The sequence below is a fragment of the uncultured Thioclava sp. genome, assembly GCF_913064665.1.
GTDB lineage: Bacteria > Pseudomonadota > Alphaproteobacteria > Rhodobacterales > Rhodobacteraceae > Thioclava > Thioclava arctica.
On record NZ_CAJYBT010000037.1, the window covers coordinates 1 to 12256 of the forward strand.

Below are 12256 nucleotides of genomic sequence, written 5' to 3' on the forward strand. Positions count from 1 at the left end.
ATGGCTCCGGCGGTAGGGATCGAACCTACGACCAATTGATTAACAGTCAACTGCTCTACCGCTGAGCTACGCCGGAACACGTGGGCTGTATATGAACCTCAAAACGGGTTGTCCAGAGGGTTTTTTGCAAAAAGGGGTCTAATTTTCAGCATCGCGAAAATTCTGCATTCGGATGCAGGGGTGTGGTTGCGTGAACCTTTTTTTGTTGTTCAAGTTCAATGAGATGTGCGAAGACGTTACGTTGGGCGGCGCCGTGCAGCGCGCTGGGGAGGTCGCGATAAATCTGGGCGGTCAGATGGGCGGGGGTGGCCGAAACCGAGTTTAGCGCCTGCAGGATTTGCGCGCTGCGGGTTTCGCGATGGGCGCGGTGCTCGGCGATCAGGGGCAGGGGGTCGCGCACGGGCGCGCCATGGCCGGGATACAGAATGCGCGGGCGCAGGGCCTCGATCTGGGCCAGCGAGCGATAGTAATCGCTCAGATCGCCATCGGGGGGGGAAATCAGCGTCGAGGACCAGCCCATGATCAGATCGCCGCTCAGCACCGCATCGCCGATTGCGAAACACAGATGATTGCAAAAATGTCCCGGCGTATGCAGCGCCGTGACTGCCCAATCGCCATGCGCGAGCGTCTCGCCATTGCCCAGCCGCTGATCGGGGGCAAAGCCGTGATCGACGCCCTCGCCACCGCCCGCCACACCGCGCGCCGCCAGATTACGCATCACGTCAGAGCGCCCGGCCTCGGGCGGGCCAAAGGCATAGATCGGCGCGCCCGTAGCCTCCGACAGCGCACGCGCCCCGGGGGAATGGTCAAGATGGGCATGCGTGACGAGGATATGCGTGATCCGCTCTCCGGGAGCGAGCCCGTCTAGGATCGCGCGCAAATGGCCTTGATGGATCGGACCGGGGTCAACTACCGCGACATCGCCCGTGCCAATCACATAGGTGCAAGTGCCTTGATAGGTCATCGGTGAGGGGTTGGGCGCCACGAGACACCGTAGCCCTGACTGCAACTGTTCCATCTTTCGCTCCGATCGCGCTTTGGCTAGGGTTGTGGCATGAATTTTAGCTGGCTCAAACAGATGATGCCGCGCGGGCTGTATGGGCGGGCCGCGTTGATTTTGGTTTTGCCGGTGGTGACGATCCAACTGGTGGTCTCGGTGGTGTTTATTCAACGCCATTTCGAACGTGTCACGCGGCAGATGACGCAATCCATGGTGCATGAGATCGATCTGCTGGATCGCGCGGCGCGCACGGCCCCTGATTTCGCGACGGCTCGGGCGCGGCTGGCAGATCTCGATTCGATTCTGGGCTTTACGGTGCGCTATCCGGCCCCTGAGAGCCTTGCCAATGCGCGCGGCGATCAGCGCAGTTTCAGCGATCTGACCGGGATCGTCGTGATCTCGACCCTGCGCACGGCACTTAAGAATGTGCGCTATATTGATCTTAATGATGCCGATGATCAGGTGACAGTGGTTCTCGAGACCGCGCGCGGCGCTCTTGCGCTGAGTTTTCCGCGCGATCGCGTCTCGGCGTCTAATCCGCATCAACTGTTGGTGCTGATGTTGTTCGTCTCGATTCTGATGACACTGGTGGCCTATCTGTTCTTGCGCAATCAACTGCGCCCGATCCGGCGTTTGGCGGCTGCGGCCGAGGCCTTTGGCAAGGGGCGCAATGTCTCCTACCGGGTGAGCGGGGCCAATGAGGTGCGCTCGGCCGGGTCGGCCTTCTTGGATATGCGCAACCGGATCGAGCGCCAGATCGAGCAGCGCACGCTGATGTTGTCCGGCGTCAGCCATGACCTGCGCACGCCTCTGACGCGCTTGCGTTTGGGGCTGTCGATGCTGCCAGAAGGCCCCGAAATCACCGCGATGGAGCGCGACGTCGATGAGATGAACCGGCTGGTTGATGCCTTTCTAGATTTCGCGCGCGAGGGAGCCACGCAGGGCGACCCCGAATTGTGCGAGATTTGCCCCTTTGTGCGCGCCGTGGTCGAGGATGGCGCGCGCGCGGGCCAGAATGTGACAATGCGGCCCTGCGAGGGGCAGGGTGAGGCGACCTTCCGCCCCGATGCGCTGCGCCGTGCGCTGGAGAATCTGATCGGCAACGCTGTGCGCTACGGCGAGCATTGCGTGGTGTCGGTTGTGATTTCGCAGAAAGGCTGGCGGATCGTGGTCGAGGATGACGGGCCCGGTATTGCGCCCGAACGGCGCGACGAAGCGCTGCGCCCCTTCACCCGGCTGGACCCGGCGCGCAATCAAGATCGCGGGCAGGGGGTGGGCTTGGGTCTGTCGATTGCCATCGATATCCTGCGCAGCCATGGCGGCACCCTGAAATTGGGTGAAAGCGCGGACATGGGGGGGCTGCGCATTGAAATGATCTTGCCGCGCTAATCAATCGTAAAGGTTCGTGGGGCCAGTGTAACCAAAGCGGTGCGACCCTCTTGCCCAAAATCGCACACGCGCGCATTGTGTCGATTGAGTGACATGGACTAGTTGAACCGATCCACCGACCCACCTAGATATTGGGTTGAACAGGGAAGGGACGCGGCCGCCGATGAACGGGGCTGGGCCCTTTTGCCACAGAGGAAAACTTATGACCGAAATAACCCCCGTCACCCATCCGGTTCTGCCGCTGCGGGACATCGTGGTGTTTCCGCATATGATCGTGCCGCTTTTCGTGGGGCGCGAAAAATCGGTACGCGCGCTTGAAGAAGTGATGGCCGAGGATCGCCAAATCCTGCTGGCCAGCCAGATCGACCCATCCGAAGATGACCCCGATACTGATGGAATCTATCGCATCGGTGTGCTTGCTAACGTGTTGCAATTGCTAAAACTTCCCGATGGGACCGTCAAGGTTCTTGTTGAGGGCAAGAGCCGCGTGAAGATCACCGATTTCATCGTCAACGAGTCCTATTTTGAGGCCGAGGCCGAGCCGCTGTTTGAGCTGCCCGGCGATCAGCCGTCTGTGCGCGCTTTGCTCAACACAGTGGGCGATGAATTCGCACGCTACGCCAAGATCAAGAAGAATATCCCCGAAGAGGCGCTGGTCGCCGTCGGCGATGCGGGTGATGCAGATAAGCTGGCCGATCTCGTGTCGGGCCATCTCGGTCTGGAGGTCGCGCAAAAGCAAGATTTGCTGGAAACGCTTGATGTCGCGGAGCGGCTGGAAAAAGTTTACGGGCTGATGCAGGGCGAGGTTTCCGTCCTTCAGGTCGAGAAAAAGATCAAATCGCGCGTAAAAACCCAGATGGAGAAAACCCAGCGCGAATATTACCTGAATGAGCAAATGAAGGCCATTCAGAAGGAGCTGGGCGACGGTGAGGAAGGCCAAAACGAGATCGCCGAACTTGAAGAGCGTATCGCCAAGACCAAGTTCTCCAAAGAGGCCAAAGACAAGGCCGAGGCCGAGCTGAAAAAGCTCAAATCCATGTCGCCAATGTCGGCTGAGGCCACGGTGGTGCGCAACTATCTGGACTGGATGCTCGCGATTCCGTGGGGTACCAAAAGCCGTGTGAAGAAAGACTTGATCGCGGCGGAAAAAGTGCTCGATGCCGATCACTACGGTCTGGAAAAGGTCAAGGAACGCATCGTCGAATATCTCGCCGTGCAGGCACGTTCGACCAAGCTGAAGGGGCCGATCCTGTGCCTCGTCGGCCCTCCGGGCGTGGGGAAAACCTCGCTTGGGCGTTCTGTTGCGCGTGCGACAGGGCGTGAGTTCATCCGCATCAGCCTCGGTGGCGTGCGCGATGAATCCGAGATTCGTGGCCACCGCCGGACCTATATCGGCTCGATGCCCGGCAAGATCATTCAGGCGCTGAAAAAGGCCAAGACGACGAACCCGCTCATCCTGCTCGACGAGATCGACAAGATGGGGCAGGATTTCCGTGGCGACCCGGCATCTGCTATGCTCGAAGTTCTTGATCCGGAACAGAATTCGACCTTTGTCGATCACTATCTTGAGGTCGAATATGATCTGAGCAACGTGATGTTCCTGACCACGGCGAACAGCTACAACATGCCCGGCCCGCTGCTGGACCGGATGGAGATCATCCCGCTGGCTGGCTACACCGAGGACGAAAAAGCCGAGATCGCGCGCCAGCACCTGATTCCCAAGCAGATCAAGGCGCATGGGCTGAAAAAGGGTGAGGTTTCCATCACCGATGGCGCGCTGTCCGATGTGATCCGCTATTACACCCGCGAGGCCGGGGTGCGTAGCCTTGAGCGCGAGATTGCAAAACTCGCGCGCAAGGCGGTGACCGAATTGATCAAGTCGAAAGGTGCGATCAAATCGATCGAGATCGATTCCGACAAGGTCGCGCAATATCTGGGCGTGAAGCGCCATCGCTACGGTCTGGCCGAAAAGGAAGATCAGGTTGGTGTTGTGACGGGGCTTGCCTGGACCTCGGTGGGGGGCGATCTGCTCCAGATCGAGGCGCTGCGCCTGCCCGGCAAGGGTCGGATGAAGACCACCGGCAAGCTGGGCGATGTGATGAAGGAATCAATCGACGCGGCGTCCAGCTATGTGCGCTCGATCGCCCCGAAAATGGGCATCAAGCCGCCGAAATTCGAAAAATGGGATATCCACGTACACGTCCCCGATGGCGCCACGCCCAAGGATGGTCCCTCGGCTGGCTTGGCAATGGTGACCTCGATTGTCTCGGTTCTGACGGGCATTCCGGTGCGCTCAGACATCGCGATGACCGGTGAGGTCAGCCTGCGCGGCAATGCGATGCCCATCGGCGGTCTCAAAGAAAAGCTACTGGCGGCCCTGCGCGGCGGGATCAAGACGGTCTTTATTCCCGAAGAGAATGAAAAAGACCTCGCCGAGATCCCCGACAACGTGAAAGAGGGGCTTGAGATTGTGCCCGTCACCCATGTGACCCAAGTACTGGAGCGCGCGTTGGTGCGCATGCCAGAGCCCGTCGAATGGGATGAAGAGGCCGAAGAAGCCGCCGCCGCCGCCGCCGCTGCAAAAGGCGGCACAGACAGCGCTGCTTCCGCCACCACGGCGCATTGAACTGACCGCCCGTCGCATCCCTTGCGGCGGGCGCTTTGCTATCCCCCGCTAAGCTCTCCCGATATCAGGGAAAAAGGACCCATCATGGCCAAAGCCGCAAAACCGAAACGGCCCGCAAGCCCTGCGCGCAAATCCCCCAGCAAGCCGCGCGCCCCCAAAGCCGCCCCTGCTTCGGCGGCGACGTTGTCGGTGGTGTCTGCGCCCGTCGAGGCCGCAGACACCAAGGTCGTTCTAAGCAAGAAGACCTTTGTCGATCGGGTGATGATTGCAGCGGGCGTCAACAAGGGGCAGGCGCGCCAGATGTCGGAAGCGGTGCTCAAAGTGCTGGGCGAGGCTCTGTCACAGGGCGAAGAACTCAACGTGCCGCCGCTGGGCAAGCTCAAGATCAACCGCCAGTTCGAAAAGAATGGCGATGAAATTCTGGTGGTGAAACTGCGCCGCCCCTCGGGCATGCTGGCCGATACGGGTGGAGATGAAAAAACAGCCCCGTCCCCTCTTGCAGAGGATGAGGACTGAGGCTAGAAAGCGCGCCACGGGGGCGATTAGCTCAGTGGTAGAGCGCATCGTTCACATCGATGATGTCGGGGGTTCAAATCCCTCATCGCCCACCATTCTCCCCCTAAGGCGCGCCCCTGACCCGGGCGCGCCTTGGTCGTTTTAGGGCCTGAACGCGGGACAGCGAAAACCGCCCTTGATTGCTGCGCGCGACCCGATTAAAGAGCGGGCAGGGGGCGGTTAGCTCAGTTGGTAGAGCGCTTCGTTTACACCGAAGATGTCGGGGGTTCGAGTCCCTCACCGCCCACCATCCCCCGTTCCAATTGCTCAATTGTGAGCCTGCGCAGAGGGTCTGCGCGCGTTTGGGTCTATCAAGATTTTCAACTGCGCTTAAGTTTGTCTCAACCAGAGGAGACTGACATGAGCTGGAACCCCGCCCTTGATCCCGAAATTCCCATCGGCGATGCCGTGGATGCGATTGAAACCGTCATTGCGCCGCGTGCGCGCGATCTGGGGGGCTTTGAAGTGCGTCGGGCGCTGCCCTCTGCCGCGCGGCAAATGATTGGCCCGTTTATCTTTTTTGACCAGATCGGCCCGGTTGAGTTTCTCTCGGGTCAGCGGGGAATCGACATTCGCCCCCACCCCCATATCGGCTTGGCGACCGTCACCTACTTGCTGCAAGGACGCCTGCATCACCGCGATAGCCTTGGCACGGATCAATGGATCACGCCGGGGGCCGTGAACTGGATGAACGCGGGCTATGGCATCACCCATTCCGAACGCACCGACGGCGCGGTTCGCGATAGTGGGCAGCTGCTATCGGGCATTCAGACCTGGGTGGCGCTGCCCGAGGCGCAAGAAGACGGCGCAGCAGGTTTTGAGCATGTCGCCGCAGCGGCGCTGCCCGCGCTTGAGGGTGAGGGCAAGACCGTGCGCCTCGTGTTGGGCGATGCCTGGGGCGCACGCGCGCCGATGGCGCTGCCTTCCGAGATGTTTTATGCCGACGCGCAACTCGAAGCCGGCGCGCAGCTACCTTTGCCGGATAATCACGAAGATCGCGGCGTTTACGTGCTGCAAGGCGCGGTGCATGTTGCGGGCGAGACCTACGCGGCGGGGCAGATGTTGGTGTTTCGCCCCGGCGATCAGATATCGTTGCGCGCGGGCGATCAGGGCGCGCGACTGATCGTGCTCGGGGGCGCGACAATGGCGGGCCCCCGCTATATCTGGTGGAATTTCGTAGCCTCCTCGCGGGACAAGATCGACGCCGCCAAAGAGGCATGGCGCGCGGGCGATTGGGCGCATGGCCGCTTTCGCCTGCCGCCCGAAGACAATGCCGACTTCATACCCGCCCCCGATCACTAAGTGCAGCCCTATCCCGCCGCGCCCCCCTTAAGTGAGGCGTGGCTGTGCCTTTCATCTAGCGCGAAATACTCCCGCCGGAGGCCCCCGCCCAATCAAGAGTCACCCCTTTGGAAAATAGTCGCAACTTTTTCGCAACCGCCCGCTTGACGGGGGGCGGGGGGGCGCGTAATACGCCCCAACGCTCGGGCGGCGATCCGGGCAGATGGTGTGAGCGGTTGTAGCTCAGTTGGTTAGAGTACCGGCCTGTCACGCCGGGGGTCGCGGGTTCGAGCCCCGTCAACCGCGCCATCATCCGGATCGCCCGAGCGCTATGCGCGGTTGTAGCTCAGTTGGTTAGAGTACCGGCCTGTCACGCCGGGGGTCGCGGGTTCGAGCCCCGTCAACCGCGCCACTTTTCCCTCGAAAAAGTTGGCTTCCATGGATCAGATCCGCGCATTTTTCGATGAGGTTCCGTTGGGGCTGGCGGTAATTGCCTCACTGACTTTGGGTCTCGCGCCGTTCGTGCCCGAACCCCATATCTGGGAAAAGCTCAAGATGGCGCGCGCGGGTACGTTGCGCAAGCCGATCGACATTTTTGATCTCGCTCTGCATGCTGCGCCCTTTATTCTGCTGATCGGCAAGCTGCTGTTTCTGGCCTTTCCAGCCTAAGCCTGCACCCAAAGATACGTTGAGCTTTCGCGCGCCAGTCTTTATATCGCAGGGCGGAACGCGCGGAGGCACCCAATGACACTGATCAAACGCATTTTCGACCATATCACGCTGTTGCAGGCGGTGATTTTGGCTGGGTTTCTGGGCCTCGCCCCGTTCACGCCAGAGCCGCATATCTGGGAAAAGCTCATGATGCTGGCCTCAGGCACGCTGGTGCGCCCGGTGGATTGGTTCGATCTGTGCCTGCACGGGCTGCCGTGGATCATTTTGGCCGTCAAACTGGTGCAATGGGTGAAAACGGGTAAGGCCGGGCGGGCTGCGGAGGATACAAAATGAAAGACGATCTGGATGCCAAAGCGCTGATCGATACGATGGGGCAGGCGGCGCGCGCTGCCGCCGCCGAACTGGCCTATGCCAGTGCCGAAAGCAAGCGCACCGCTTTGATCGCGGCTGGCGATGCGATCTGGGCGCGCCGCGCCGAGATACTGACCGCCAATGGCGAAGATATGGCCTACGGCACCAATAAGGGGCTCAGCCCGGCGATGATGGACCGGCTGATGCTTGATGAGGCACGCATTCGCGCGATCATGCAGGGATTGCACGCGGTGGCCGAGCAGCGCGATCCAGTGGGCGATGTGATGGCGCAATGGGACATGCCTTCGGGGCTGCATATCGAGCGCGTGCGCACGCCCCTTGGCGTGATCGGGGTGATCTATGAATCGCGCCCCAACGTAACGGCGGATGCGGGCGCGCTGTGCCTGAAATCGGGCAATGCGGTGATTTTGCGTGGCGGCTCGGAAAGCTATCATTCGAGCCGTGTAATCCATGCCTGTCTGCTGGATGGGCTGCGCGCTGCCGGTCTGCCCGAGGCCGCTATTCAGCTGGTACCGACGCGCGACCGTGCCGCCGTGACGCAGATGCTGCGCGCCACCGAATTCATCGACGTGATCGTGCCGCGCGGTGGCAAAGGGCTCGTCGGGTTGGTGCAGGCCGAGGCCCGCGTGCCCGTGTTCGCCCATCTCGAAGGCATTTGCCATGTTTATGCCGATGGCGCGGCCGATCTGGAAATGGCGCGCGCGATTGTGCTGAACGCCAAGACAAGGCGCACCGGGATTTGCGGCGCGATGGAGTGCTTGCTGATCGACCGGGCGTTTTACGACGCCCATGGTAGCGTGCTGATCGACGATCTGATCGCCGCCGGGGTCGAGGTGCGCGCAGAGGGCGCGCTGGCCGAGATCAAGGGCACGGTTGCCGCCACACCTGATGATTTCGGGCACGAATTCCTCGATATGATCTGCGCGGTGAAACTGGTCGATGGGGTTGAGGGTGCGATTGCGCATATTCGCCGCTATGGCAGCCAGCACACCGAATCGATCCTGACCGAAGATGACGCCACGGCTGCGCGGTTTTTCCAGCGTCTCGATAGCGCCATTCTGATGCGCAATGCCTCGACCCAATTTGCCGATGGCGGCGAGTTCGGGATGGGGGCCGAGATTGGCATTGCCACGGGCAAGCTGCACGCGCGCGGACCCGTCGGGGCCGAGCAGCTGACCTCATTCAAATATCAGGTCACGGGCAAGGGGGCAGTGCGCCCCTAAGCTTTGCTTATAGGCGGATCAGGCCTCCATCTTCGTAAATTTCCCATTTGGCCCGCCTTCCGAGGCGGGCCATTTCACGCGGCAAGAGGGCGAATTGCACCTGAGCCGGGGTGATCGACCCCGCGGCATCGCCCGCCTCATCCAGCGCGGCCCAAAGCGCAAGATCTGCACGACTTTTGGGGGAATGCGCGGTGATCTCCCAGCCCTCCGGGGTATCTTGGGCGACGATCTCTCCGCCAAAGGGGAGCAAGGTTTCCAGACATAGCACCGCGAGAAACGCCAGTTTTACGTCGACACGGGCTTGATCGCCCGCGATTTGCCAGTGATGGCTGATCCTCCCCAAACCCGACAGATCGCCCAGCAATTTGGCAATCTCAGACCGCCCTAGGCGCTGTTCGCTGCTGGCTTGTCCAAAGGCGACGCGGAAAAACTTGATCCGGGCATTCGCCGCGGTGACACTTTGCGCAATCAGATCAAGTTCGGGGCCGCGCTGCTGGCCCGACATCGCCAACAATTCCACCCCATTGCCAATTGCGCCCAAAGGGCTGATCAAATCATGGCAGAGGCGCGAGCCCAGAAGTGCGGATAAATCCATCTCATTCAGGCTTGTTTCGGCGGTCTCAAAAGGCATCTATATCTCCGAAAGAGAGGGCGACATGTATGAAATTCTTGAACCCGGGATGCTGGTGCGAAATCCGAAAATGCCCGATTGGGGGATCGGTCAGGTGCAATCGCGAATCGCGCAGATGGTGACGGTCAATTTCGAACATGCGGGCAAGAAGGTAATTGATGGGCGCAACGTGTCCCTTGAACTTGTTGTGCGCGATCAGAGTTGACAAAAGGTTAACAACAAAGCGTCTGTTCAGCATGAATGCAATCATAGGTTGTGTCGAGCCCGCGCTTTGCACAAGGCGATATTGCCAAGGGCGGCCAAGGTTTTTAAACCGAAGCACATGATCAAAGGACGAATCTGCGCGTGAACGACACGGCGTCATTCGAAATTCGGCTCGCGCAAAGCGAGGCCGATCTGCTTGCCTCGCAGAGGCTGCGCTACAGTGTCTTCGTTGAAGAGCTGGGCGGGGGCGGTGCAACGGTCGATCATGGCGCGCGCATCGAACAGGACGCGCTGGATGCGCTTTATGATCATCTGCTGTTGATTGATCGCAATCGCCCTGAGGGCACGCATGTCGTAGGGGCGTATCGCTTGCTGCGCTCAGATCAGGCCCGCGCGGCGGGACGGTTTTACTGCGATGGCGAGTATGATCTGGGGCCGCTGAGGCAATCAGGGCGTAAGCTATTGGAGTTGGGACGTTCTTGCGTGCATCCCGCGTATCGCGGCGGGGCGGCGATGCTGCTGCTGTGGAACGCTTTGGCCGATTACGTCTTGGCCCATGAGGTGGAGATTCTGTTCGGCGTGGCCTCGTTTCACGGGACGGATGCGGGCGCACTTGCCCAGCCTTTGTCATGGCTGCATCACCACCATCTCGCCCCCGAGGCCCTGCGCCCGCGCGCGCTGCCAGAGGCGTTTCAGCCGATGGATTTGGTGCCTTTGGACGCTTTGGATCGCCGCGCCGCGATGGCGGCAATGCCCAATCTGATTAAGGCCTATCTGCGTCTTGGCGGTTTTGTCGGAGAGGGGGCCTATATCGACGCGCCGTTCAACACGACCGATGTGCTTTTATTGATGGATACCAAGGCGATGAGCGACAAACATCGCGCGTTTTATACCCGACGTTTCGAGAGCCGCGCATGACCTGGATGGCGCAGGAACCATCGCCAAAGCGCCTTACGGTGGCAGGCTGGCTGCGCGCGCTGCTGCGCGGGGCGGTTTTGGTGGCGCTGCTTTATGGCGGGCTGGTGCTTATGCTCGTGCTGCGCTTGATTGAGCGCCCCTTGCACGGGCTGAATCGCCCTTGGACGCCCTATATCACGCAGGTGGTGTGCCGTTTGACCTTTCCGGTTCTGGGCCTCGGCTATCGCGTGCGCGGGCGCCCGATGGCGCATATCGGCGCGGTGGTGGCCAATCATGGCTCGTGGCTTGATATTTTCGCGCTCAACGCCTGCCAAACCCTGTATTTCGTCTCCAAGGCCGAGGTCGCGCGCTGGCCTATGATCGGTTGGTTGGCGCGCGCGACGGGGACCGTCTTCATCCGGCGTGACCCGCGCGAGGCAAAGCTTCATCAACAGCTCTTTGAGGATCGCCTGCGCGCCGGGCACCATTTGCTGTTTTTTCCCGAAGGAACCTCGACCGACACGCGCCGGGTTTTGTCTTTTAAACCAACGCTTTTTGCGGCGTTCTTCAGTCATGGACTGGAGCGAATTCTGCAAATCCAACCCGTCACCTTGATCTATCATCCGCCACCGGGCGAAGACGTGCGTTTTTATGGCTGGTGGGGAGAGATGGGTTTTGGGCCGCATCTGCTGAAAGTGCTAGCGCAGCGCCGCCAAGGTTCGGTTGAAATTGTGTTTCACGACCCGCTTGATGCGGCGCAGTTTACCTCGCGCAAAGCTCTGGCCCTGCGCTCAGAGGAAGCGGTGCGTGCAGGCTTGCCCTATGCGGATGAAACCGAGCGGTAATGGGCAAGGACGAACAATCGGATCGCCGTGGCAAGGCCTGTATCGACCCCGCGATCCACATCAATTTTAGCCGCTAATTCATTGATACTTTTCGATTTTGCCTCTGCAATTTCGCGAAATGCCTGCCAGAATTCATCCTCTAGGGTCACCGAGGTGCGATGCCCGCCCAAGGTAAGAGAGCGCTTTCTGGGGCGGCTCATTCATCGCCCTCGCGCGCATGCCCGTCCAAATCCCGCGCAGCCTTGCCCATTTCGCGCTCTTCGAGCGTTTTTTGCCCCTTGCTTCGGCCATGTTTTACCGCGTTCTCAGTGCCTTGCGCGCGTTTCTTTGCGCGCAATTGCTGTTTTCTGAACTGGTTGAGATTGGTGATATTGCTCATGTGCAAGAGCTTGCCACAGCTTGGCGGTCTGGAAAAGGAGCGATCTTGCTGCTTGGCACATGCTCGGGCGGTCTCGCGCCCCATTTAATCCGACACGGGCGGGAACCCGAGCACGTCCTAAGTGTTCCTTAGGCAATGGGAAATCAAAGTCTTGCGCCATTCTGCGCATCCCTGCACCCTAA

At 60.4% G+C, this 12256-nt stretch carries 14 protein-coding genes and 5 tRNA genes; 14 read left to right on the plus strand and 5 right to left on the minus strand.

Annotation, left to right across the window (positions count from 1 at the left end; all coding sequences use genetic code 11):
- Position 1: 1 nt before the first annotated feature.
- A tRNA-Asn gene (locus QZ571_RS14245) sits at positions 2-76 on the minus strand.
- A 69-nt stretch (positions 77-145) separates the two neighbouring features.
- Positions 146-1018 (minus strand): MBL fold metallo-hydrolase, encoded by an 873-nt coding sequence (locus tag QZ571_RS14250; RefSeq protein WP_295536223.1) that lies wholly within the window; start codon positions 1016-1018, stop codon positions 146-148.
- Positions 1019-1054: 36 nt separating this feature from the next.
- On the opposite strand from QZ571_RS14250, the gene QZ571_RS14255 reads away from it, so the two are divergent.
- The 11 genes from QZ571_RS14255 to QZ571_RS14305 all read left to right on the plus strand — a co-directional run bounded on the left by QZ571_RS14255 (position 1055) and on the right by QZ571_RS14305 (position 9118).
- Positions 1055-2389 (plus strand): ATP-binding protein, encoded by a 1335-nt coding sequence (locus QZ571_RS14255; protein WP_295536225.1) that lies wholly within the window; start codon positions 1055-1057, stop codon positions 2387-2389.
- Positions 2390-2591: 202 nt separating this feature from the next.
- Positions 2592-5015 (plus strand): endopeptidase La, encoded by a 2424-nt coding sequence (gene lon, locus QZ571_RS14260; RefSeq protein ID WP_295536228.1) that lies wholly within the window; start codon positions 2592-2594, stop codon positions 5013-5015.
- 84 nt (positions 5016-5099) lie between these two features.
- A complete protein-coding gene (locus tag QZ571_RS14265; protein WP_295536231.1) occupies positions 5100-5531 on the plus strand; it encodes an HU family DNA-binding protein in 432 nt (143 codons plus the stop codon).
- A 20-nt stretch (positions 5532-5551) separates the two neighbouring features.
- Positions 5552-5626: transfer RNA gene (locus QZ571_RS14270), tRNA-Val, on the plus strand.
- Positions 5627-5744: 118 nt separating this feature from the next.
- A tRNA-Val gene (locus tag QZ571_RS14275) sits at positions 5745-5820 on the plus strand.
- Between the two features lie 110 nt (positions 5821-5930).
- Positions 5931-6872, plus strand: a complete 942-nt coding sequence (locus tag QZ571_RS14280; RefSeq protein ID WP_295536233.1) for a pirin family protein — start codon at positions 5931-5933, stop codon at positions 6870-6872.
- A gap of 211 nt (positions 6873-7083) precedes the next feature.
- Positions 7084-7160 (plus strand) — tRNA-Asp (locus QZ571_RS14285).
- Between the two features lie 26 nt (positions 7161-7186).
- Positions 7187-7263: transfer RNA gene (locus QZ571_RS14290), tRNA-Asp, on the plus strand.
- 26 nt (positions 7264-7289) lie between these two features.
- Positions 7290-7520 carry an RND transporter gene (locus QZ571_RS14295; RefSeq protein WP_295536234.1) on the plus strand — a complete coding sequence of 77 codons (231 nt, stop codon included), beginning with the start codon at positions 7290-7292 and terminating at the stop codon, positions 7518-7520.
- Positions 7521-7595: 75 nt separating this feature from the next.
- Positions 7596-7856 carry an RND transporter gene (locus QZ571_RS14300; RefSeq protein WP_295536238.1) on the plus strand — a complete coding sequence of 87 codons (261 nt, stop codon included), beginning with the start codon at positions 7596-7598 and terminating at the stop codon, positions 7854-7856.
- On the plus strand, positions 7853-9118 hold the full coding sequence (locus tag QZ571_RS14305) for a glutamate-5-semialdehyde dehydrogenase (RefSeq protein WP_295536241.1): 1266 nt from the start codon (positions 7853-7855) through the stop codon (positions 9116-9118). Before QZ571_RS14300 ends, QZ571_RS14305 begins: the two co-directional genes overlap by 4 nt.
- A gap of 7 nt (positions 9119-9125) precedes the next feature.
- Here the strand turns inward: QZ571_RS14305 and QZ571_RS14310 are convergent, their stop codons facing one another.
- On the minus strand, positions 9126-9749 hold the full coding sequence (locus QZ571_RS14310; RefSeq protein ID WP_295536242.1) for a histidine phosphotransferase family protein: 624 nt from the start codon (positions 9747-9749) through the stop codon (positions 9126-9128).
- A gap of 25 nt (positions 9750-9774) precedes the next feature.
- On the opposite strand from QZ571_RS14310, the gene QZ571_RS14315 reads away from it, so the two are divergent.
- The 3 genes from QZ571_RS14315 to QZ571_RS14325 all read left to right on the plus strand — a co-directional run bounded on the left by QZ571_RS14315 (position 9775) and on the right by QZ571_RS14325 (position 11695).
- Positions 9775-9954: a DUF3553 domain-containing protein gene (locus QZ571_RS14315; RefSeq protein ID WP_295536245.1), complete on the plus strand. Its 180-nt coding sequence runs from the start codon at positions 9775-9777 to the stop codon at positions 9952-9954.
- A 140-nt stretch (positions 9955-10094) separates the two neighbouring features.
- The gene (locus QZ571_RS14320; protein ID WP_295536248.1) at positions 10095-10871 is read left to right on the plus strand and encodes a GNAT family N-acyltransferase; all 777 of its coding nucleotides are present in this window, start codon (positions 10095-10097) and stop codon (positions 10869-10871) included.
- On the plus strand, positions 10868-11695 hold the full coding sequence (locus QZ571_RS14325; RefSeq protein ID WP_295536251.1) for a 1-acyl-sn-glycerol-3-phosphate acyltransferase: 828 nt from the start codon (positions 10868-10870) through the stop codon (positions 11693-11695). The genes QZ571_RS14320 and QZ571_RS14325 overlap by 4 nt, the downstream gene beginning before the upstream one ends.
- On the opposite strand, the gene QZ571_RS14330 is transcribed toward QZ571_RS14325, so the two are convergent.
- Both QZ571_RS14330 and QZ571_RS14335 read right to left on the minus strand, forming a co-directional pair.
- Positions 11671-11895 carry a ribbon-helix-helix domain-containing protein gene (locus QZ571_RS14330; protein ID WP_295536254.1) on the minus strand — a complete coding sequence of 75 codons (225 nt, stop codon included), beginning with the start codon at positions 11893-11895 and terminating at the stop codon, positions 11671-11673. The genes QZ571_RS14325 and QZ571_RS14330 overlap by 25 nt on opposite strands.
- Positions 11892-12074, minus strand: a complete 183-nt coding sequence (locus tag QZ571_RS14335) for a DUF4169 family protein (protein WP_295536257.1) — start codon at positions 12072-12074, stop codon at positions 11892-11894. The genes QZ571_RS14330 and QZ571_RS14335 overlap by 4 nt, the downstream gene beginning before the upstream one ends.
- Positions 12075-12256 lie beyond the last annotated feature (182 nt).

Bases quoted from the DNA above. Each gene is read 5' to 3' on its own strand.
- QZ571_RS14250 (WP_295536223.1), bottom strand. From the start codon at position 1,018: ATGGAACAGTTGCAGTCAGGGCTACGGTGTCTCGTGGCGCCCAACCCC.
- QZ571_RS14255 (WP_295536225.1), top strand. From the start codon at position 1,055: ATGAATTTTAGCTGGCTCAAACAGATGATGCCGCGCGGGCTGTATGGG.
- lon (WP_295536228.1), top strand. From the start codon at position 2,592: ATGACCGAAATAACCCCCGTCACCCATCCGGTTCTGCCGCTGCGGGAC.
- QZ571_RS14265 (WP_295536231.1), top strand. From the start codon at position 5,100: ATGGCCAAAGCCGCAAAACCGAAACGGCCCGCAAGCCCTGCGCGCAAA.
- QZ571_RS14280 (WP_295536233.1), top strand. From the start codon at position 5,931: ATGAGCTGGAACCCCGCCCTTGATCCCGAAATTCCCATCGGCGATGCC.
- QZ571_RS14295 (WP_295536234.1), top strand. From the start codon at position 7,290: ATGGATCAGATCCGCGCATTTTTCGATGAGGTTCCGTTGGGGCTGGCG.
- QZ571_RS14300 (WP_295536238.1), top strand. From the start codon at position 7,596: ATGACACTGATCAAACGCATTTTCGACCATATCACGCTGTTGCAGGCG.
- QZ571_RS14305 (WP_295536241.1), top strand. From the start codon at position 7,853: ATGAAAGACGATCTGGATGCCAAAGCGCTGATCGATACGATGGGGCAG.
- QZ571_RS14310 (WP_295536242.1), bottom strand. From the start codon at position 9,749: ATGCCTTTTGAGACCGCCGAAACAAGCCTGAATGAGATGGATTTATCC.
- QZ571_RS14315 (WP_295536245.1), top strand. From the start codon at position 9,775: ATGTATGAAATTCTTGAACCCGGGATGCTGGTGCGAAATCCGAAAATG.
- QZ571_RS14325 (WP_295536251.1), top strand. From the start codon at position 10,868: ATGACCTGGATGGCGCAGGAACCATCGCCAAAGCGCCTTACGGTGGCA.
- QZ571_RS14330 (WP_295536254.1), bottom strand. From the start codon at position 11,895: ATGAGCCGCCCCAGAAAGCGCTCTCTTACCTTGGGCGGGCATCGCACC.
- QZ571_RS14335 (WP_295536257.1), bottom strand. From the start codon at position 12,074: ATGAGCAATATCACCAATCTCAACCAGTTCAGAAAACAGCAATTGCGC.